We start from the raw sequence: 19,884 nt of genomic DNA, 5'->3' as shown, positions 1-19,884 counted from the left end.
GAGGGCCTCCCCCGTTGAAAGCAATGCGTGTGACGCGCAGGCTAACAAGCCACCCTCTTGTCGCACGCACCATCGACTAGGCTCCGTGCGTCGCGCTTGCGCACGAACACACGGGGGTGGGCGATGCCGCCGCTGCGAGGGACCGGATCACATCCGGAAGCGGAGCATCCTGAGTACGCCGGGCAGTACAGGCTCCAGGCATGCCTCGGAGCGGGCGGCATGGGTGTCGTACACCTGGCGCGCTCCGCCTCCGGGCTGCAGCTCGCGGTGAAGGTGGTGCACCGCCAGCACGCGGCGGACCCGGAGTTCAGGGCCCGTTTCCGGCAGGAGGTCGCGGCCGCCCGACGGGTCAGCGGGGCCTTCACGGCGCCGGTCGTGGACGCCGATCCGGAAGCCGCACTGCCCTGGATGGCCACCCTGTACGTGCCCGGCCCGACGCTGTCCGCGCAGGTGAAGCGGAGCGGGCCGATGAGCCCCGCCGAACTGCGCAGGCTCACGGCCGGGCTCGCCGAGGCACTGCGCGACATCCACCGGGCCGGTGTCATCCACCGGGACCTCAAGCCGAGCAACGTGCTGCTCCCCGACTCCGGGCCCAAGGTCATCGACTTCGGGATCTCCCGGCCGTACGACAGTGATCTCCGCACGGAGACGGGCAAGCTGATCGGCTCACCCCCCTACATGGCGCCGGAGCAGTTCCAGCGGCCCCGCGAGGTCGGGCCGGCCGCGGACGTGTTCGCGCTCGGGGCGGTGCTGGTGCACGCGGCCACGGGCCGGGGGCCCTTCGACTCGGACAGCCCGTACCTCGTCGCCTACCAGGTGGTGCACGACGAGGCCGATCTCGCCGGCGTGCCGGCGGATCTCGCGCCTCTGGTAGGGCGTTGCCTGGCCAAGGATCCCGCGGAGCGCCCCACCCCGGACGAGATCATGGCCGCGCTGCACCCCCCGTCGTACGAGGCGGCCGCCTTCATACCCGTCCAGCGCCGGCCGCTCGCCGTGGAGTCCGAGGCCAGGGCTGATGAGGGGGCCGAGGAGGGGGCCACCACCCATGTGCGGGCGACGGACGGCCCGCCCCCGGGACCCGGGACGGCGGAGGGGCCCGACCGGCGGCGGTGGCGCAGGCTCGCGATCGTGGCCACCGCTCTGCTGCTGGTGGCCGGAGGTCTCTGGGCCGCCGCGGCCCGGGGCGGCACAGAGGCGCCGGAGGACGGTGCGCACGAGGACCACGCGACGACCTTCACGCCCTGGCGTACGCCGCTGCCCTCACCGGGCGGCTCCACTCCGGCGTGCGCGCCGGGGCCCGCCGGTTCGGCGGGTTCCGCTCTGTACTGCGTGTCCGCCGGTTTCGGCCTGGCCCGGCTGGACGCCTCGGACGGCCGGGTGGTCTGGTCGCACCGGGACACGTCACCGACCCCGGTGTCCGGGGCCGCGGTGTCCGGCGAGACCGTCTGCGTCGTGGTGGGCGAGGAGTTCCGGGCGTACTCCCCGGGCGAGGGCACGGAGCTGTGGCACACGGACCTCTCCGCCTACTCCGACGCCCCCGTCCCGGCGGGCGGCCTCCTGCTGGCGGTGCGCCGGGACGGGGCACTCGAGGCGCTCGACGCGGCGACCGGTGAATCCCGCTGGCGGCGCACCGTACCGGGGCACGTGAATCCGGGTTACGCGCTGTACGAGGCCGGGACCGGTCTCGCCTACGTGTACGAGAGCTCCGCGCAGGGAGCCACCACGCTGGTCACGGCCGTCGACGCGGGGACCGGCGAGACGGCCTGGCAGCGCGGGCTGGACGGGATCCTCACACCGGCCGGGACGTCGGACGGGCAGCTCCTGCTGACCGCCATGAACGAGCAGTCCCAGACCACCGCCCTGATCCGCTACGACCCGAGGACGCGGAGCGCGACGCGCATCCCGCTGCCTTTGCGGATGAACGCACCGGAGACCGTGGTGGACGGGGACACCGCCCTGCTGCTGGAGCACGGCGGCACGCTGCTCGCCCTCGACGTCCGGACGGGCGCCGGGCCGGCCGAGCTGTGGCGGCTGGAGACGGCGGTCGGCACGGCGTCGGCGCCGGTGCTCGGGGCGGACGGCCGACTGTACTTCTCCGCCACCGACGGGCGGCTGCTCGCCGTCGACACGGGGCGCGGGACGCTGCTCGGCCAGACGCGCCCGCGGCTGAGGGACGGGAAGCTCAGCCACCCTTCCTCGCTGCCGGCCCCCTCCGTCGTGGGCCGGAGCGTCATCGGCACCGCGCCGGACGGTTCCGTCTTCGCCGTGGACGCGGACGACCCCGCCCGCTGGTGAACCCAGGGACGGGGCCGGACAGAAGCCGCTGAGGGTCAGCCGAGCTTCGAGACGTCGCGGACGGCGCCGCGGTCGGCGCTCGTGGCCATCGCGGCGTAGGCGCGCAGGGCGGCGGAGACCTTGCGGTCGCGGTTCTTCGGCGCGTACACGCCGTTCAGCGCCTCGCGGCGGGCGGCGAGGTCCTCGTCGGCGACGAGCAGCTCGATCGAACGGTTCGGGATGTCGATCCGGATCCGGTCGCCGTCCTCCACCAGCGCGATCGTGCCGCCGGACGCCGCCTCGGGCGAGGCGTGCCCGATGGAGAGGCCGGACGTGCCGCCGGAGAACCGGCCGTCGGTCACCAGGGCGCAGGTCTTGCCGAGGCCGCGGCCCTTCAGGAAGGAGGTGGGGTAGAGCATCTCCTGCATGCCGGGGCCGCCCTTGGGTCCCTCGTAGCGGATGACGACGACGTCGCCGTCCTTGATCTCCTTGCGGAGGATCTTGTCGACCGCGTCGTCCTGCGACTCGCAGACGACGGCCGGGCCCTCGAAGGTCCAGATCGACTCGTCGACGCCCGCCGTCTTCACGACACAGCCGTCCACGGCGAGGTTGCCCTTGAGGACCGCGAGACCGCCGTCCTTGGAGTACGCGTGCTCCAGGTCGCGGATGCAGCCGCCCGCGGCGTCCAGGTCCAGGGTGTCCCAGCGCTCGGACTGTGAGAAGGCGGTCGCGCTGCGGACGCAGCCCGGGGCGGCGTGCCAGAGTTCCACGGCCTCGGGGGACGCGGAGCCGCCGCGGACGTCCCACTCCTTCAGCCACTCGGCGAGCGTGTCGGAGTGGACCGAGTGCACGTCCTCGTTGAGCAGCCCGCCGCGGTGCAGCTCACCGAGCAGGGCGGGGATGCCGCCCGCGCGGTGGACGTCCTCCATGTAGTACGTGCCGCCGGGGGCCACGTTGGGGGCGACCTTCGACAGGCACGGGACGCGGCGCGAGACCTCGTTGATGTCGTCGAGGTCGTAGTCGAGCTCGGCCTCCTCGGCCGCCGCCAGCAGGTGGAGGATCGTGTTGGTCGAGCCGCCCATGGCGATGTCCAGCGCCATGGCGTTGTCGAACGCGGCCCGGGTGCCGATGGCGCGCGGCAGGACGGTCTCGTCGTCCTGCTCGTAGTAGCGCTTGGTGATCTCGACGACCGTGCGGCCCGCGTTCTCGTACAGCGCCCTGCGGGCGGTGTGCGTGGCGAGGACGGAGCCGTTGCCGGGGAGGGAGAGGCCGAGGACCTCGGTCAGACAGTTCATCGAGTTGGCCGTGAACATGCCCGAACAGCTGCCGCAGGTGGGGCAGGCGTTCTCCTCGATGCGGAGGATGTCCTCGTCGGAGATGCTCTCGTCGACCGCGTCGCTGATCGCGTTCACCAGGTCGAGCTTGCGGACCGTACCGTCGACGAGGGTGGCCTTGCCGGCCTCCATCGGGCCGCCGGACACGAAGACCGTGGGGATGTTGAGGCGCATCGCGGCCATCAGCATGCCGGGGGTGATCTTGTCGCAGTTGGAGATGCAGATCAGGGCGTCGGCGCAGTGGGCCTCGACCATGTACTCGACGCTGTCCGCGATGAGATCGCGCGACGGGAGGCTGTAGAGCATGCCGTTGTGCCCCATGGCGATGCCGTCGTCCACCGCGATGGTGTTGAACTCGCGGGGCACCGCGCCCGCCGCCTTGATCGCGTCGGAGACGATCCGGCCGACGGGGGCGAGGTGGGTGTGGCCCGGCACGAACTCGGTGAAGGAGTTGGCCACCGCGATGATCGGCTTGCCGATGTCCTCGCCGGCTACGCCGGACGCCCGCATAAGGGCGCGGGCGCCCGCCATGTTGCGGCCGTGGGTGACAGTGCGGGACCTCAGCTGGGGCATCGTCGCTCGCTCCTTCGACAGAAAAGACTGCCTATGAGCGTACGCCTCCGGTGCCAGGATCTGGACATCCTGTCCGGAATGCGGGACGCCGTGCTCACTGGGCGGGCAGGGGGAAGCCCCGCCCGCCCCCGTCCCGTGAGCCGGTCACACCGCCGGAAGCGCCAGCAGCCGGCGGCCGTGGAGCGCGGCCAGCCGCTTGCCGCCGGAGACCACGTACCACGGGTCGATCGCCCCCGTGCCGTCGTTGTAGGTCCAGCGGAGCTTCCCGTCGCGCGCGTCGTAGGCCTGGACGCCGCCGTTCTCGTCGAACTCCGTCGCCCCGTAGAGAGTGTCGCCCACCTTCGCGAACTGCCGCGGGACCGAGACCTCGCGAAGGTCAGGGTTGTGCCACCGCCGCTTGCCGGTGGCGGGATCGACGGCCCACAGGGCGTGGGCGCTGTCCGAGGCGTAGAGCACCCCTTCGAGGACGGCCGGTCCGTTGAACGTGTCGAACTCCTCGGTCTCCAGCGCCCAGCGCTCGGTACCGTCGTCCAGGGCGAACGCGCGCAGGTGCCTGCCGTCGGCGACGAAGACCGCCCCGTCGTGGACGGCGATCCTCTCGAAGTTGGACCTGCTGATCTTCTTCGACCACAGCTGCCGTCCGGTCGTGGTGTCGCGGACGGTCAGGTTCTCCCGGTGGTCGGTGTAGACGAGACGCTCGCCGAGCACCGCGGACGTGAGACCGGACTCCTCGGTACCGGTGTCCCGCTTCTCGTTCCAGAGGGCCTTGCCGGTACGGATGTCGATGGCGGCGATCACGTTGGTCCGGGAGCTGAGGTCCTTCTCCAGGATGCCCGCGATCACGTACACGCGTTCGGCGTCGGCGCCGATGGGCCGGGGCTGGGCGTACCGCCCGCCCAGGCGGCTCCGCCAGGTCTCCTTGCCGGTGGCCGGGTCGAGCCCCACGAGATCGCCGTCGTACTCGCCGCTGGCGAGATAGAGCGTGTCCCCGCCCATGATCAGCCGCGCGCCCGGCTGGGCGGCACCCGGCAGCGACCACAGCTTCTTGCCGGTGGCGATGTCCCGTGCCGTCAGGGGGTCGTCGGCGAGCAGCACCACGTTCCCCACGACGGCGAGCACCTGGTCGCTGCCGAGGGAGCCCACCCCTGTCGCCTCCTGCCACAGGGCGCGCGGAGCGCTCCCGGCCGGAGGAGTCGTGAACGCGTCCCCGTCACCCTTTCCGCCGGCACTGGGCTTCGACTCCCCGGCACCTCCGGAGGCGCCGTCCTCCTCGGGGCCGCACGCCGTCGTCACCGTCCCGGCGATGACGACGCCCAGCCCCGCGCCGGCCAGCCGCAGCAGCCGCCGACGGGACAGGGCGCCGTCCGCCGCGTGCCCGTCCGATGTGCGCACATTCCGAGTCGCCACGGTCCGTCTCCCCCATTTGTCGTTCACCACGTACGTCCGGCTCGCTGATCTCCGACAGCCAACCATCGAAATTCGGCCATGGCCGCAGCTGATACCGATTCGGGACACCGTTGTGCTGTCATCGGCACAGCGGTCACACAGGCAGGACGGCCCCGGTCACCCGTCGGCCAGATACCGCTGGAGCGTGGGGGCCACCATGGCGATGATCTTCTCCGGGTCGGCCGACGCCAGCGGCTCCGCCCGGACGACGTACCGCAGGATCGCGATGCCGATCATGTGTGAGGCCGCGAGTTCCGCGCGGAAGGCCGGATCCGGCACGTCGAGGTCCGCCGCGACGCGCTCCAGCAGCCGGCGCAGCACGAATTCGCGCAGCACCTTCGCCGCCGCGTCGTGCGTGAGCGCGGAACGGAGGATGGCCAGCAGCGGCGCCCGGGACGCCGGGTTCTCCCAGACACCGACGAAGTACCGGGCCAGCCGCTCCCCGACGTCCTCCGACGCGCCGTCCAGGACCGAGGGGAGGAGGAGCGCGGGCTCGAAGGAGACCTCGACGGCCGCGGCGAACACCTCGTCCTTCGTCCCGAAGTAGTGGTGGACCAGGGCCGGGTCCACACCCGCCGCCTTCGCGACACCGCGGATCGACGTCTTGTCGTAGCCGCGTTCGGCGAACTCCGCCCGGGCCGCCTCCAGGATCCGGGTCCGGGCGTCGGGGCCCTCCGCGTGCGCCGTGCGGGAGGGACGGCCCCTGCGCCGGGGGGCCGGCCCGTCGGCGCCGGGAGTCACGGCCGGGGTGCCCGCGCCGACGACGCGAGATGGAGCCGGGTGAAGGCGAGCGCCTCCGCGAGATCGGCCTCGCGTTCGGCCGACGACATGGCGCGGCGGGTGTTGACCTCGATGACCACGTGGCCGTCGAAGCCGGCCCCGGCCAGCCGCTCCAGCAGTTCCGCGCACGGCTGGTCCCCCCGGCCGGGCACCAGGTGCTCGTCCTTGCCGGAGCCCTTGCCGTCGGCGAGGTGGACATGGGCGAGCCGGTCGCCCATCCGGTCCACCATGGCCATGCTGTCGGTGCGCGCGGTCGACGTGTGCGAGAGGTCCACGGTGAAGTGCCGGTAGTCGTCGTTGCTGACGTCCCAGGCAGGGGCGTACGCGAGCATCTCGCGGTCGCGGTAGCGCCACGGATACATGTTCTCCACCGCGAAGCGCACGTCGGTCTCGTCCGCCATGCGCCAGATTCCGGTGACGAAGTCACGGGCGTAGTTGCGCTGCCACCGGAACGGCGGGTGGACGACCACCGTCGAGGCGCCGAGCTTCTCCGCCGCCGCCCTGGCCCGCTGGAGCTTCACCCAGGGGTCCGTCGACCAGACCCGCTGGGTGATCAGCAGACAGGGCGCGTGCACGGCCAGGATCGGCACCTGGTGGTAGTCCGACAGCCGCTTCAGCGCCTCGATGTCCTGGCTTACGGGGTCGGTCCACACCATGACCTCGACGCCGTCGTAACCGAGGCGCGCGGCGATCTCGAAGGCCGTCGCCGTCGACTCCGGATAGACCGAGGCCGTGGACAGGGCGACCTTCGCATCCGGGATGCGCACCACTGGTTCTGCCACGTGGACAGGGTACGGGCAGCGGTGTGCGAGGCCGAGTGGGCCCGGCTGAAAGTGAGAAGGGCCATGAAGGGCGGCGGGTCAGGCCAGGACCGCCGCCTGCTGGGCCGGCAGGTGGTCGAGGCGGCGCAGGATGACTCCCTCGCGCAGCGCCCAGGGGCAGATCTCCAGCTCCTCGACCCCGAACAAATCCATCGCCCCCTCGGCGACCAGTGCCCCGGCCAGCAGCTGGGCGGCGCGCCCCTCGGTGACCCCCGGCAGGCCTCCCCGCTGCGCGACGGTCATCGCGGACAGCTTCGGCACCCACTCCTCCAGCGCCTTGCGGGTGAGGACGCGCTGCACGTAGAGCCCCTCGGCGGAGCGGGCGGCCCCGGTGATCCTGGCGAGCTGCCGGAACGTCTTGGAGGTCCCGACGACGTGGTCGGGCGGCCCCAGCCGGGTGAACTCACCGACCGTACGGGCGATGCCCGCGCGGACATGGCGGCGCAGCGCGCGCACGTCCGTCGGGTCCGGCGGATCGCCCGGGAGCCAGGCGGCGGTGAGGCGGCCGGCGCCGAACGGCAGCGAGACCGCGGCGTCGGGCTCCTCGTCCATGCCGTAGCCCACCTCCAGTGAACCGCCGCCGATGTCCAGGACCAGCAGCTTCCCCGCGGACCAGCCGAACCAGCGGCGGGCGGCCAGGAAGGTCAGCCGCGCCTCCTCCTCGCCGCTGAGGACGGCGAGGGTGACACCGGTCTCGTCGCGCACCCGGGCCAGCACCTCGTCCGCGTTGCCCGCCTCGCGGACCGCGGAGGTGGCGAACGCCAGCACGTCCTCGCAGCCCTTGTCCTCGGCCGCCTGGAGGGCGTCACCGACCGTGGTGACGAGCCGGTCCACGCCCTCGGGGCCGATCGCGCCCTCCGGATCGAGGAGTTCGGCGAGCCGCAATTCCGCCTTGTGCGAGTGGGCGGGCTGCGGGCGGGCGCCGGGGTGCGCGTCGACGACCAGCAGATGCACCGTGTTCGACCCCACGTCGAGGACTCCGAGTCTCATACGGGAACGCTACTGCGGCTTACTCTGGGCAGGTGCCAAAGACGAAAAAGGCGAAGCCGGACAAAGCCACGAAGAAGCAGCCGAAATCGAAGCAGGAGATCCAGCAGCCGAAAGCAGCGGGGCCGGACGGGCCCGACGAGAAGGGGCTCGACTTCGCGCGGGCCTGGGTCGAGTTCCCCGACCCCTCCGACGACGAGCAGGTCTTCCGCTGCGATCTGACCTGGCTGACGTCGAGGTGGAACTGCATCTTCGGCAGCGGCTGCCAGGGCATCCAGGCGGGCCGCGCGGACGACGGCTGCTGCACGCTGGGCGCGCACTTCTCCGACAAGGACGACGAGAAGCGGGTGGCCGGGCACGTGGCGCGGCTCACGCCGGAGATCTGGCAGTTCCACGACGTCGGCACGAAGACCGGCTGGGTCGGTGTCGACGAGGACGGCGAGCGCCAGACGCGGCGCTGGGAGGGCTCCTGCATCTTCCAGAACCGTCCCGGGTTCGCGGGCGGCATGGGCTGCTCGCTTCACATCCTGGCCCTCAAGGAGGGTAAGGAGCCGCTGGAGACCAAGCCCGACGTGTGCTGGCAGCTGCCGGTCCGCCGTACGTACGACTGGATCGAACGGCCCGACGACACGCGCGTGCTGCAGATCTCGATCGGTGAGTACGACCGCCGCGGCTGGGGGCCGGGCGGTCACGACCTGCACTGGTGGTGCACCTCGGCGACATCCGCGCACGGGGCCGGTGACCCGGTCTACGTGTCCTACCGGCCCGAACTCACCGAGCTGATGGGCAAGGAGGCCTACGACCAGCTGGCCGGGCTGTGCGAGCAGCGGCTGGCCTCCCTGCTGCCGATGGCGCCGCACCCGGCGGATCCGGCCTGACCCGAGCCCGGCCCGGGGCGGATCCTCGGTCCGGGGCCTGCCTCCTCGACGGCGGCCCGGTGTACGGCGCACGAACGTTCCGCCGCACACCGGGCCGCCGTCGCCCGTCACCCCGCCGGTCCGGACGGCTCGTCCGGCGGCGTCGAGGGGCCGGACGAGGGGCCGGGCGAGGTGGATCCGTCCGACGGTGACGGCGTCGGGCCGGGCGGGTCCGTGGGTGTCGGCGTCGGGTCCGGCGGACCGGTGGGACCCGTCGGGGTCGGATCGGTCGACGGGGGCGGGGAGGACGGCGTGGGGCTCGGGGATCCGGACGACGGGTCCGGCGAGGGACCCGGGCTCCCGGGACGCGGGGCCGGGGCACCGTGGCCGTTGATCGCGACCGCGGAGCCCGACGGGGCGAGCAGCACGCGGGCGCTCCAAGGGCCCCGCGGCTCGGCCGAGCGGTCCACGAACACGTAGAAGGTGGTGCTCCGGCCGGGGGCGAGGGTGCCGGACGTACGGGTGAGGCGCAGCCAGGGGGCGCCGGTCCGGGCCGACCAGGCGACGGCTTCGTCGCCTGTCGCGGTGAGGGTGATCGTCGTGCGGCCGCCGGACGAGCGTGCCGAGACCCCGATCGAGCCCGCTCCGTCCGGGTCGGCTCCGACACTGACGACCTCGGCCGAGACGTCCGGGCTCCGGGCGCCGTCCGTGAAGCCGCCGTCCCCGTCGGGACGGGCGTTCCCGGCGTTCTCGTAGTGGTCGTACGGATCGGCTCCGGTGCCGGACTCCCCCTCCACGTCGGTCGCGGTGACCGCGGTGTCGCGCCCCTCGCCGGTCAGGGGCGCACCCCGGTAGGCCGCCCACAGGGCGATCACCGGGGCGGCGACGACCGTCGCCACGACCGTCGTCGTCACCACCCTGGCCCGCAGCCGGTCCCGCCGCGCGGCGTGGTCCTTGGGGTCCAGCGGAAAGCCCGTCCGTGCGAAGCGCGGGGCTCCGGTCCGGTTCCGCCGGGCGTGCGCCAGGGCGACGTGCACCGAGGGGCGGGGTGCCTCGACGACCGGCAGCGTCGCCGCCGGGGTGACGGCCGCACCGGGCCAGGGGCCGGAGGCGCCGGCCCGCTCGGCGGCCCGGCGGCAGCGGGGACAGTCGTCGACGTGCCGGACGAGCTCCCGCCGCAGGGCAGCCGAGAGCAGCACCTGGTGGCTGCCGGTGAGCCGGGCGACCGCCGGGCAGTTCCCGGTCTCCACGACGGCGAGGGCGGCGCGGGTGCGCTCCACCTCGCAGGCGGCGCCGGCCAGGAGTTCCCGGGCGCTGCCCAGGTCGAGGCCGAGGACGGCCGCGACGGCGCGCGGGGGCAGACCGTGCCGCACGGCGAGTTCCAGCGCCTCCCTCTGCTCGGGGCTGGTACCCGCGGCCTCGGGCCAGGCCAGCCTGGCGAGTTCGCGTCGGCGCGCTTCGGCCGCCGGGGACTCGCCGGAAGGGCCGGGGGCTGCCTGCTGGGCGCCGTGGGCTGCCGGGGCGCCGACACCGCCGCGCGGCGCGGCGCGGCGCCGGACCGGCCGCCGCCGGTGCGCCTGGCGGCCCCTCCGCTGCTCGGTGAGCGCCCGCAGGCACGCCCACCTGGCCAGGGCGTACAGCCAGGATTTACGTTCCTCCTCTGCCGCGGGGCACCGGCCGTCCTGCCGTTCGGCGATCGCCAGGACGGAGCCGAGCGCCTCGGTGGCGGCCTCGTGGTCGCAGAGCACGGAGAGGCAGTAGGTGAACAGGCCGTCGAGGTACGGCTCGTCACGTGCGGGTGACCGCCGTACCGAAGGGCGGGCCTCGCGACGGTGCGCCCGGTGTGCGCCGGTGGTGTGCGTGGGGGGCTCCAGTCTGCTGCTCGTCACCTTGCGACCGTAGGCAGACGCGGAAGGATCCCTGACAGCGTTTTCCGACATTTAACCCTTACGGGTGACAGCCTCCCTCGAAAGGGGACAGGAGTCCCGGATTCCCCCGGAAGTACCGCATCGGGCACATGTTCGACCCCCGTGCCCACGACCGGCACTGTCGGACCACCCCTATACGGTGACGCCATGGCTGCCCGTACGAAATCCGCGAAGGACCGGCCGTCCTACCGCTGCACCGAATGCGGCTGGACGACCGCCAAATGGCTCGGCCGCTGCCCGGAGTGCCAGGCCTGGGGGACGGTCGAGGAGTTCGGCGGCGCCCCCGCGATCCGCACCACGGCGGCGGGCCGGGTCTCCTCCGCCGCCCTGCCGATCGGCCAGGTGGACAGCCGGCAGGCGACCGCGCGCTCGACCGGGGTCGGCGAGCTGGACCGCGTGCTCGGCGGAGGCCTCGTGCCCGGCGCCGTCGTGCTGCTCGCCGGCGAGCCGGGCGTCGGCAAGTCGACGCTGCTGCTGGACGTGGCCGCCAAGGCGGCGAGCGACGACCACCGCACGCTCTACGTCACGGCCGAGGAGTCCGCCAGCCAGGTGCGGATGCGGGCCGACCGGATCCGGGCGATCAACGACCACCTGTACCTGGCCGCCGAGACAGACCTCTCGGCGGTCCTGGGACACCTGGACGCGGTCAAGCCGTCCCTCCTCGTCCTCGACTCGGTGCAGACCGTGGCCTCCCCGGAGATCGACGGCGCGCCCGGCGGCATGGCACAGGTGCGCGAGGTCGCGGGCGCGCTCATCAGGGCCTCGAAGGAGCGCGGCATGTCGACGCTCCTGGTCGGCCATGTGACCAAGGACGGCGCGATCGCGGGGCCGCGGCTCCTGGAGCACCTCGTCGACGTGGTGCTGTCCTTCGAAGGCGACCGGCACGCCCGCCTCCGGCTGGTGCGCGGCGTGAAGAACAGGTACGGCGCCACCGACGAGGTCGGCTGCTTCGAGCTGCACGACGAGGGCATCACCGGCCTGGCAGACCCCTCCGGGCTCTTCCTCACCCGCCGTGACGAGCCGGTCCCCGGCACCTGTCTGACGGTCACCCTCGAGGGCAAGCGTCCGCTCGTCGCCGAGGTGCAGGCCCTGACGGTCGATTCACAGATCCCCTCGCCCCGGCGCACGACCTCGGGCCTGGAGACCTCCCGGGTCTCGATGATGCTGGCCGTCCTGGAGCAGCGGGGCCGGATCAGCGCGCTCGGCAAGCGGGACATCTACAGCGCGACGGTGGGCGGCGTGAAGCTCACGGAACCGGCCGCGGACCTCGCGATCGCCCTGGCACTGGCCAGTGCGGCCAGCGACACACCGCTCCCGAAGAACCTGGTCGCGATCGGTGAGGTGGGCCTCGCCGGGGAGGTCAGAAGGGTCACGGGGGTCCAGCGCAGGCTCGCGGAGGCGTACCGTCTCGGGTTCAAGCACGCCCTGGTCCCGAGGGACCCGGGGCAGGTCCCGGCCGGCATGAAGGTCACGGAAGTGGCCGACATGGGTGACGCCCTGAGAGTCCTCCCCCGCCGGTCTCGGCCGGACGGACCACAGGACGACGGCGCACGCCGGTAGACTTTGCCCTGGTCTCGCCCGCCCGTACGAACGGTACGAGGGACGCAAGGGCACCGCCGACCTGTGACCGGAGGAGTGCAGTGGCAGCCAACGACCGGGCAGCACCGCCCGGAAAGTCCGGCCAAGGCACGGGCAACGAGGCGCTGATGCGCGCCTCGTTGAGCGCGGTCGCGCCCGGAACGGCCCTCCGCGACGGCCTGGAGCGCATCCTCCGCGGCAACACCGGCGGACTGATCGTCCTCGGCATGGACAAGACCGTCGAATCCATGTGCACCGGCGGATTCGTGCTCGACGTGGAGTTCGCCGCGACGCGCCTGCGCGAACTGTGCAAGCTCGACGGCGCGATGATCCTCGACAAGGACATGACGAAGATCCTCCGGGCCGGCGTGCAGCTGGTCCCGGACGCCTCCATCCCCACCGAGGAGACGGGCACGCGCCACCGCACGGCCGACCGGGTCTCCAAGGCGTGCGGCTTCCCGGTGGTGTCGGTCTCGCAGTCGATGCGCCTGATCGCGCTGTACGTGGACGGGGAGCGGCGGGTCCTGGAGGAGTCCTCCGCGATCCTGTCCCGCGCCAACCAGGCGCTCGCCACCCTGGAGCGCTACAAGCTCAGGCTGGACGAGGTCGCCGGGACGCTCTCCGCCCTGGAGATCGAGGACCTGGTGACGGTCCGGGACGTGACGGCGGTCTCCCAGCGCCTGGAGATGGTGCGCCGGATCGCGACCGAGATCGCCGAGTACGTGGTGGAGCTGGGCACCGACGGCCGTCTCCTGGCCCTCCAGCTGGACGAGTTGATCGCCGGCGTGGAGCCGGAGCGCGAGCTGGTCGTACGCGACTACGTCCCCGAGCCGACGGCGAAGCGGTCCCGCACGGTCACCGAGGCGCTGGCCGAGCTGGACACGCTCACCCACACCGAGCTGCTCGAACTGCCGGTCGTAGCACGGGCGCTGGGGTACAGCGGGTCTCCGGAGACGCTGGACTCCGCGGTCTCCCCGCGCGGCTACCGGCTGCTGGCGAAGGTGCCGCGGCTGCCCGGCGCGATCATCGAGCGGCTGGTGGAGCACTTCGGCGGCCTGCAGAAACTCCTCGCCGCGAGCGTGGACGACCTCCAGGCCGTGGACGGGGTCGGCGAGGCGCGGGCCCGGAGCGTGCGGGAGGGACTCTCGCGGCTGGCGGAGTCCTCGATCCTGGAGCGGTACGTCTAGAACAGTCCCGATCACGTCCTGTCCCGGCCCCGCTCCCCAGGAGCGGGGCCGGTTCCGTGCCCCCTCCGACCCACGCCGCGGGCCACGGCCTCACGCACCCGAGCCCCGCCGGTCCTGACCGGTGGGGCTCGGGCGGGCTTCCGGGAAGCGGTGGGCCTGTTCGTGGAGTCGAGCCACGCCAGGACGACCTGGTTGACGGTCGCCCTGGCCTCCTCCGCCACCTCGGCCACGGCCTTGAGGCGGGCCCGGGTGGCGGCGTGCTCGAAACCGGGGCCCAGGGGCTTGTCGTCACGGACGTACGCGCCGGAGAGCAGCGGGGTGTAGGCGACCTGGGTGAGCGAGGGAGTGGCCCGCACGTAGCTGAGCAGGTCACCGCTGACCCGGCCCTGGTTGCCGTCGGGGGGGGGGTGCCCGCGACCTGCCGTCCCTGCCCCTGCCCCTGCCCCTGCCCCTGCCCCTGCCCCTGCGCGACCTCTACCGCACGCCGACGATCCGTGCCCTGACCGAGGGCGTGTGACGGCGGGCGGTCACGGGCCGCCCTCTCCGGACGGCGAGCAGCGCTGGGAGAGGGCGGCCCGGGGCTCCACCGGACACCCGTGCCCGGTGGGGCCCGCAGCGGTGCGTCAGTCCTTGGCCAGGACGAACGACGCCCGCTGGACGGTCCCGCCCGGGACCTCGGCCTCCAGCAGATACGTCCCCGGGCCCGCCGCCTTGACGGGCGGCGTCGCGCACCGGGGCGCGCTCCCCCTGCGGTCCCACTCCACGGTGTGGACGACCGTCGCACCCGCCGGGACCCTCAGGAAGAAGGCGCCGCTCTTCGGGCAGTCCTCGGAGGACCACACCTGCGCGTCTTCCTCGCCGGCCTCGGTGATCGTGAACACCGCGCTCTTCGGGCCGAAGTCGGCCTTGCAGTCGGCGGCCGAGGTGTTCCTGGCGCTCAGCCGGAACTCCGGCTCGTCACCCGGCGCGTAGCTGATGTCCGTCTTCAGGCTCAACCGGAGGACGGAGGCGGTGCAGTCGGGGAGCGAAGACCCTGCCGGGACCTGCTGGCCGCCACTACCGCCGCCCGTGCCCGCGCTCGCACCCGCCGATGCGGAACCGCCCGCTCCACCGGCGGCCGATCCTGCCGCGCCGCCCGTCCCGGTGGCCCCGCCGTCCCCACCGGATCCCGCGCCACCGCCGGATCCCGAGCCACCCCCGGACTCGGAGTCGCCCGACTCGTCGCGCCCGCCGGGGGGTTGACCGACGACGGGGCCGGAACTCGAAGGGCCCGGGGTGATGGACGGAGCGGGGTCGGAGCCTCCCGGCTTCCCGTCGTCCTTCGCGCCGCCACCGCCGCCACCCGAGGTGACGGCCCACGCGACCAGCGCCGCGAGCAGCGCGATCACCAGCACCGCTACTGCTCTCCTACGCCAGTAGATGCTGGAGGGAAGCGGCCCGACCGGATTGCGCATAGAACCCACGGACCGAACTGTACGAGAGATCACGCCCAACTCCGGCCCCCAACCGCCGCTCTGATCGACAATTCTCCGGATCATCATCACGGAGCCGCGGTTCCCGGGCGCTTCCGTCCGCTTTGCACCGGATCGAAGATCGTCCGACCCGTACGAAGGGACAGAACGGGTGGCTTTATCACCCCGTGAGCCCCGAGCCGGACGCGACACCCCTCGGAGCCGTGCACATCGTGTGGTCTTCCGTGCCAGGATCGAGAGTGCGATGACTGCCACGACTGCGACACAGACGCCCCCCGCCTCCCTCCATACCCCCGTCATCGGGTGGTTCGAGCAGCACGCCCGCGATCTGCCCTGGCGCCGCCCCGAAGCAGGTGCCTGGGGTGTGATGGTGAGCGAGTTCATGCTGCAGCAGACCCCGGTGAACCGGGTCCTCCCGGTCTACGAACAGTGGATGGCCCGCTGGCCGCGCCCCGCGGACCTCGCCGCCGACGCACCCGGGGAAGCCGTCCGCGTCTGGGGCCGGCTCGGCTACCCCCGGCGCGCGCTACGGCTCCACGGAGCGGCGCAGGCAATAACGGAACGGCACGGCGGGGATGTGCCGAGCGAGCACGGCCAGTTGCTCGCACTGCCCGGGATCGGGGAGTACACGGCCGCGGCCGTGGCCTCGTTCGCGTACGGGCAGCGCCACGCCGTGCTGGACACGAACGTCCGCAGGGTGTTCGCCAGGGCCGCCACCGGCATCCAGTACCCGCCGAACGCGACCACCGCGGCCGAGCGCAAGCTCGCCCGTACCCTGCTCCCGGAGGAGGAGGGCCGCGCGGCGAGCTGGGCGGCGGCCACGATGGAGCTCGGCGCGCTCGTGTGCACCGCGAAGAGCGAGGACTGCACGCGGTGCCCGATCGCCGAGCAGTGCGCCTGGCGGCTGGCGGGCAAGCCCGCCCACCAGGGCCCGCCCCGACGTGGCCAGACCTACGCCGGCACGGACCGGCAGGTGCGGGGGCGGTTGCTCGCGGTGCTGCGCGACGCCGTCACCCCGGTGCCGCAGTCCGCGCTGGACGCGGTGTGGGAGGAGCCCGTGCAGCGGGCGCGTGCCCTGGACGGGCTCGTCGCCGACGGCCTGGTCGAACCCCTCGCGAACGGCCGCTACCGGCTTCCCCTGACCTGACCCACGCCCCACGCGCCGGGCGCACGGCTGTCCATCGGCTGTTACACAACCGATGGGCAGCCGTGCGCCCGTGTACGGCTGCTCCGCACACCCTCGTGACAACGCCTCCGTAACGTCACCGGACGTCGGCGACGGGACCACCCGGCCGACGGCGGTACACGGGGATTCACGGGGACGGAGGCGGTTGTCATGGCGCAGAGCGAGGTGCTCGGCTTCGAGGAGTACGTACGGACCCGGCAGGACGCGCTGCTGCGCAGCGCCCGCCGGCTGGTCCCCGATCCCGTGGACGCGCAGGACCTGCTGCAGACCGCGCTGGTCCGCACCTTCGGCCGCTGGGACGGCATCGCCGACAAGTCGCTCGCCGACGCGTATCTGCGTCGCGTCATGATCAACACGCGTACGGAGTGGTGGCGGGCCCGCAAGCTCGACGAGGTACCCACCGAGCAGCTCCCCGACGCGAGCGTCGACGACGGTGCCGAGCAGCGCGCGGACCGCGCCCTGCTCATCGACGTCCTCGGCGTACTGGCTCCGAAGCAGCGCAGCGTCGTCGTGCTGCGACACTGGGAGCAGATGAGCACGGAGGAGACGGCCGCTGCGCTCGGGATGTCCGCCGGCACGGTGAAGAGCACGCTGCACCGTGCCCTCGCACGCCTGCGCCAGGAGCTGGAGGACCGTGCCGCCCGGAGCCGTGAGGCCGAGGACACACCGGCGCGGATCCCCGCGCAGCGGAACAGGCGTCATGACGAGCGGGGGCGGGAGCGGTGCGCGGCCTGACGGGAAGCACGACGAAGGGGCCCGGCCGCAGGAGATCCGGGGCCGGTCCGGCGGCGGGGAGTGCGGCGGCGGCCGGGCTCGCCGCCTTCGGGCTGTTGTGCTCCGGCTGTTCCACCGGAGGAACGGGTACACGGGACGAGGGCCCTGCGAGCACCCAGCAGGTCGCCCGGGCGACGCCGTCGAGCACCGTTCCCGCGGGAACCGCGACGCCCGCCCCGCGGGTGAACGCCGTGAAGCTCGTCATGGGCGACCCGAAGATCAGCCGGCGGTTCAAGGACGACCTGAAGCCGTGCACCGGTGACGAGTACCCGGTCGACACCTCGTACGGCACACTCACCGGCGGCTCGGCAGCCGATGTCGTGGTCAACGTGATGACCTGCGGCGATTCGGTGGGGGTCGGCACGTACGTCTACCAGCGGCACGCCGACGGTTCCTACGGGAACGTCTTCGCCACCGAGGTGCCCGCGGTCTACGGCACCATCGACCGGGGAGACCTGGTGGTGACGACCCAGGTGTACGGGTCGAAGGACTCCGTCACGTATCCCTCCGGCGAGGACGTCGTCACCTACCGGTGGACCGCCGGCCGCTTCGCCGAGACCGACCGGGTTCACAACGACTTCAACCGGGCCGTCGGCGGCGGTGAGGGCGCCCTTCCCGCCGCACCGCAGACGGCGCAGAACTGAGAGCCCCCCGCATGGCCGAGACCCATGTCCTCTTCGTCGAGGACGACGACGTCATCCGTGAGGCCACCCAGCTCGCGCTGGAGCGGGTGGGCTTCACCGTCACCGCGGTACCCGACGGCCTGCAGGGCCTGGAGGCTTTCCGGGCGGACCGTCCCGACATCGCGCTGCTGGACGTGATGGTCCCCGGCCTGGACGGTGTCAGCCTGTGCCGGCGCATCCGCGACGAGTCGACGGTGCCCGTGATCATGCTGTCGGCCCGGGCCGACGCGATCGACGTGGTGCTGGGGCTGGAGGCCGGGGCCGACGACTACGTCACCAAGCCGTTCGACGGGGCGGTGCTCGTCGCCCGCATCCGCGCCGTACTGCGCCGCTTCGGCCATGCCGCCGGTGCGGGGGCCGGCGCCCCCGCACCGGCGGGCGGGGCGCAGGACAAGGCGAGCGGGATGCTGGTCTTCGGCGACGTGGAGATCGACACCGAGGGCATGGAGGTCCGCCGGGAGGGCGCGCACGTGAGTCTGACGCCCACGGAGATGCGCCTGCTGCTGGAGTTCTCGACGGCGCCGGGCACGGTCCTCTCCCGCGACAAGCTCCTGGAGCGGGTCTGGGACTACGGCTGGGGCGGGGACACCCGCGTCGTCGACGTCCATGTGCAGCGGCTGCGTACCAAGATCGGGCAGGACCGGATCGAGACGGTCCGCGGCTTCGGCTACAAGCTGCGCGCATGAGGAGACTGGCCTTGCGGACCGGGGTCCGCTGGAAGATCAGCATCGCGATCGCCGCCGTCGGCGCTCTCATCGCGCTGACGCTGAGCCTCGTCGTGCACAACGCGGCCCGCGTCTCGATGCTCGAGAACGCCCGTGAGGTGCAGCTGGAACGGCTGCTGTTCGCGCAGCGGCTGTACGAGGCGGGGAACACGCAGAAGCCGTCCCCGAAATTCGGCGCCAAGATCAACGACCCGGCCCTGCCGGACAGCCTGCGCGGGCAGACCCGGGAGAACCGGCGCGCCACCCACGTCGACGATTACGGGGACGGGGTTCCCGACGTCTGGGCGGCCGTGCCGCTCGCCAACGGCGACGTCCTGTCGCTGCACACCCGGTTCGCCGACCGCAGCTCCATGATCATGGGCGACCTCGACCGGGCCCTGGTCATCGGCTCGGTCTCGGTCGTCTTCGGCGGCTGCGCACTGGGCGTCCTGATCGGCGGCCAGCTGTCCCGGAGGCTGCGCAAGGCAGCCGCGGCGGCGGGCAAGGTCGCCCAGGGCAACACGGAGGTACGCGTACGGGAGGCCGTCGGCGGGGTCGTGCGGGACGAGACCGACGAACTGGCCCGGGCCGTGGACGCGCTCACGGACGCGTTGAACGAGCGCATCGAGGCGGAGCGCCGGGTGACCGCCGACATCGCCCATGAGCTGCGCACCCCGGTGACCGGGCTGCTCACCGCGGCCGAGCTGCTGCCCCCGGGGCGGCCGACGGAGCTCGTACGGGACCGGGCCCAGGCCATGCGGACCCTGGTCGAGGACGTCCTGGAGGTGGCCAGGCTGGACAGCGCCTCGGAGCGGGCCGAGCTGCAGGAGCTGCCGCTCGGTGAATTCGTCAGCCGGCGCATCCGGCTGCTGGACCCGGAGATCACGGTGCGCGTGCTGCACGAGTCCTGGGTGTCCACCGATCCGCGGCGGCTGGAACGCATCCTGGGCAACCTGCTGGGCAACGCCGCCAAGCACGGCGCCGGCCCGGTCGAGGTCACGGTGGAGGGCCGGGTGGTCCGGGTCCGCGACCACGGGCCCGGCTTCCCCGAGGCGCTGCTGCGGGAAGGGCCGAGCCGGTTCCGTACCGGCAGCAGCGACAGGGCCGGGCGCGGCCACGGTCTCGGCCTGACCATCGCCGCCGGGCAGGCGCGGGTCCTAGGGGCCAGGCTGACCTTCCGCAACGCGGGCCCCGCCGGCGGCACGGGCGGGGCGGTCGCCGTGCTGTGGCTGCCCGAGCACGCGCCGACGAACACCGGAAGCTTCCCGGTGCTGCAGCCGGGAACGGGCTGAGAACCGGG

Annotated in this window: 17 protein-coding genes; 9 read left to right on the top strand and 8 right to left on the bottom strand. The window is 73.0% G+C overall.

Annotated elements, in window-relative coordinates; genetic code table 11:
- Nucleotides 1-123 precede the first annotated feature (123 nt).
- Complete coding sequence (locus tag LWJ43_RS18020; RefSeq protein WP_277335921.1) at nucleotides 124-2,295, top strand: protein kinase domain-containing protein; 2,172 nt, start codon at nucleotides 124-126, stop codon at nucleotides 2,293-2,295.
- Between the two features lie 35 nt (nucleotides 2,296-2,330).
- Here LWJ43_RS18020 and ilvD read toward each other — a convergent pair whose 3' ends face one another.
- From ilvD to LWJ43_RS17995, 5 genes are all read right to left on the bottom strand, one after another.
- A complete protein-coding gene (gene ilvD, locus LWJ43_RS18015) occupies nucleotides 2,331-4,181 on the bottom strand; it encodes a dihydroxy-acid dehydratase (protein ID WP_277333259.1) in 1,851 nt (616 codons plus the stop codon).
- Between the two features lie 144 nt (nucleotides 4,182-4,325).
- Nucleotides 4,326-5,588, bottom strand: coding sequence for a PQQ-binding-like beta-propeller repeat protein (locus LWJ43_RS18010; protein ID WP_277333258.1), 1,263 nt, complete (start codon nucleotides 5,586-5,588; stop codon nucleotides 4,326-4,328).
- Between the two features lie 156 nt (nucleotides 5,589-5,744).
- Entirely contained in the window at nucleotides 5,745-6,368 is a 624-nt protein-coding gene (locus LWJ43_RS18005) for a TetR/AcrR family transcriptional regulator (protein WP_277333257.1), read from the bottom strand.
- Entirely contained in the window at nucleotides 6,365-7,189 is an 825-nt protein-coding gene (locus LWJ43_RS18000) for a sugar phosphate isomerase/epimerase family protein (RefSeq protein WP_277333256.1), read from the bottom strand. Before LWJ43_RS18000 ends, LWJ43_RS18005 begins: the two co-directional genes overlap by 4 nt.
- Before the next feature lie 78 nt (nucleotides 7,190-7,267).
- Entirely contained in the window at nucleotides 7,268-8,218 is a 951-nt protein-coding gene (locus LWJ43_RS17995) for a Ppx/GppA family phosphatase (protein WP_277333255.1), read from the bottom strand.
- Nucleotides 8,219-8,250: 32 nt separating this feature from the next.
- On the opposite strand from LWJ43_RS17995, the gene LWJ43_RS17990 reads away from it, so the two are divergent.
- A complete protein-coding gene (locus LWJ43_RS17990; RefSeq protein WP_277333254.1) occupies nucleotides 8,251-9,093 on the top strand; it encodes a hypothetical protein in 843 nt (280 codons plus the stop codon).
- A 107-nt stretch (nucleotides 9,094-9,200) separates the two neighbouring features.
- Here LWJ43_RS17990 and LWJ43_RS17985 read toward each other — a convergent pair whose 3' ends face one another.
- Nucleotides 9,201-10,961 (bottom strand): BACON domain-containing protein, encoded by a 1,761-nt coding sequence (locus LWJ43_RS17985; protein WP_462100891.1) that lies wholly within the window; start codon nucleotides 10,959-10,961, stop codon nucleotides 9,201-9,203.
- A gap of 186 nt (nucleotides 10,962-11,147) precedes the next feature.
- On the opposite strand from LWJ43_RS17985, the gene radA reads away from it, so the two are divergent.
- Both radA and disA read left to right on the top strand, forming a co-directional pair.
- A complete protein-coding gene (radA, locus tag LWJ43_RS17980; protein WP_277333252.1) occupies nucleotides 11,148-12,560 on the top strand; it encodes a DNA repair protein RadA in 1,413 nt (470 codons plus the stop codon).
- Between the two features lie 80 nt (nucleotides 12,561-12,640).
- Entirely contained in the window at nucleotides 12,641-13,765 is a 1,125-nt protein-coding gene (disA, locus tag LWJ43_RS17975; RefSeq protein ID WP_277333251.1) for a DNA integrity scanning diadenylate cyclase DisA, read from the top strand.
- Between the two features lie 11 nt (nucleotides 13,766-13,776).
- Here the strand turns inward: disA and LWJ43_RS33085 are convergent, their stop codons facing one another.
- Entirely contained in the window at nucleotides 13,777-14,121 is a 345-nt protein-coding gene (locus tag LWJ43_RS33085) for a hypothetical protein (RefSeq protein WP_462100890.1), read from the bottom strand.
- A 267-nt stretch (nucleotides 14,122-14,388) separates the two neighbouring features.
- Entirely contained in the window at nucleotides 14,389-15,219 is an 831-nt protein-coding gene (locus LWJ43_RS17965) for a hypothetical protein (protein WP_277335920.1), read from the bottom strand.
- Between the two features lie 262 nt (nucleotides 15,220-15,481).
- On the opposite strand from LWJ43_RS17965, the gene LWJ43_RS17960 reads away from it, so the two are divergent.
- From LWJ43_RS17960 to cseC, 5 genes are all read left to right on the top strand, one after another.
- Complete coding sequence (locus tag LWJ43_RS17960) at nucleotides 15,482-16,384, top strand: HhH-GPD family protein (protein WP_277333250.1); 903 nt, start codon at nucleotides 15,482-15,484, stop codon at nucleotides 16,382-16,384.
- 189 nt (nucleotides 16,385-16,573) lie between these two features.
- Complete coding sequence (locus LWJ43_RS17955; RefSeq protein ID WP_277333249.1) at nucleotides 16,574-17,158, top strand: SigE family RNA polymerase sigma factor; 585 nt, start codon at nucleotides 16,574-16,576, stop codon at nucleotides 17,156-17,158.
- On the top strand, nucleotides 17,146-17,841 hold the full coding sequence (locus LWJ43_RS17950; RefSeq protein ID WP_385447933.1) for a hypothetical protein: 696 nt from the start codon (nucleotides 17,146-17,148) through the stop codon (nucleotides 17,839-17,841). The genes LWJ43_RS17955 and LWJ43_RS17950 overlap by 13 nt, the downstream gene beginning before the upstream one ends.
- 11 nt (nucleotides 17,842-17,852) lie before the next feature.
- Nucleotides 17,853-18,566, top strand: a complete 714-nt coding sequence (gene cseB, locus LWJ43_RS17945) for a two-component system response regulator CseB (protein WP_277333248.1) — start codon at nucleotides 17,853-17,855, stop codon at nucleotides 18,564-18,566.
- Entirely contained in the window at nucleotides 18,563-19,876 is a 1,314-nt protein-coding gene (gene cseC / locus LWJ43_RS17940) for a two-component system sensor histidine kinase CseC (protein WP_277333247.1), read from the top strand. The genes cseB and cseC overlap by 4 nt, the downstream gene beginning before the upstream one ends.
- Nucleotides 19,877-19,884: the final 8 nt, after the last annotated feature.

It is taken from the genome of Streptomyces sp. JH34, from assembly GCF_029428875.1.
Classification (GTDB): domain Bacteria; phylum Actinomycetota; class Actinomycetes; order Streptomycetales; family Streptomycetaceae; genus Streptomyces.
This window is presented reverse-complemented; position numbering and strand designations above follow the sequence as displayed.

Bases quoted from the DNA above. Each gene is read 5' to 3' on its own strand.
- LWJ43_RS18020 (WP_277335921.1), top strand. From the start codon at position 124: ATGCCGCCGCTGCGAGGGACCGGATCACATCCGGAAGCGGAGCATCCT.
- cseC (WP_277333247.1), top strand. From the start codon at position 18,563: ATGAGGAGACTGGCCTTGCGGACCGGGGTCCGCTGGAAGATCAGCATC.
- cseB (WP_277333248.1), top strand. From the start codon at position 17,853: ATGGCCGAGACCCATGTCCTCTTCGTCGAGGACGACGACGTCATCCGT.
- LWJ43_RS17955 (WP_277333249.1), top strand. From the start codon at position 16,574: ATGGCGCAGAGCGAGGTGCTCGGCTTCGAGGAGTACGTACGGACCCGG.
- LWJ43_RS17960 (WP_277333250.1), top strand. From the start codon at position 15,482: ATGACTGCCACGACTGCGACACAGACGCCCCCCGCCTCCCTCCATACC.
- LWJ43_RS17995 (WP_277333255.1), bottom strand. From the start codon at position 8,218: ATGAGACTCGGAGTCCTCGACGTGGGGTCGAACACGGTGCATCTGCTG.
- ilvD (WP_277333259.1), bottom strand. From the start codon at position 4,181: ATGCCCCAGCTGAGGTCCCGCACTGTCACCCACGGCCGCAACATGGCG.
- LWJ43_RS17965 (WP_277335920.1), bottom strand. From the start codon at position 15,219: ATGCGCAATCCGGTCGGGCCGCTTCCCTCCAGCATCTACTGGCGTAGG.
- radA (WP_277333252.1), top strand. From the start codon at position 11,148: ATGGCTGCCCGTACGAAATCCGCGAAGGACCGGCCGTCCTACCGCTGC.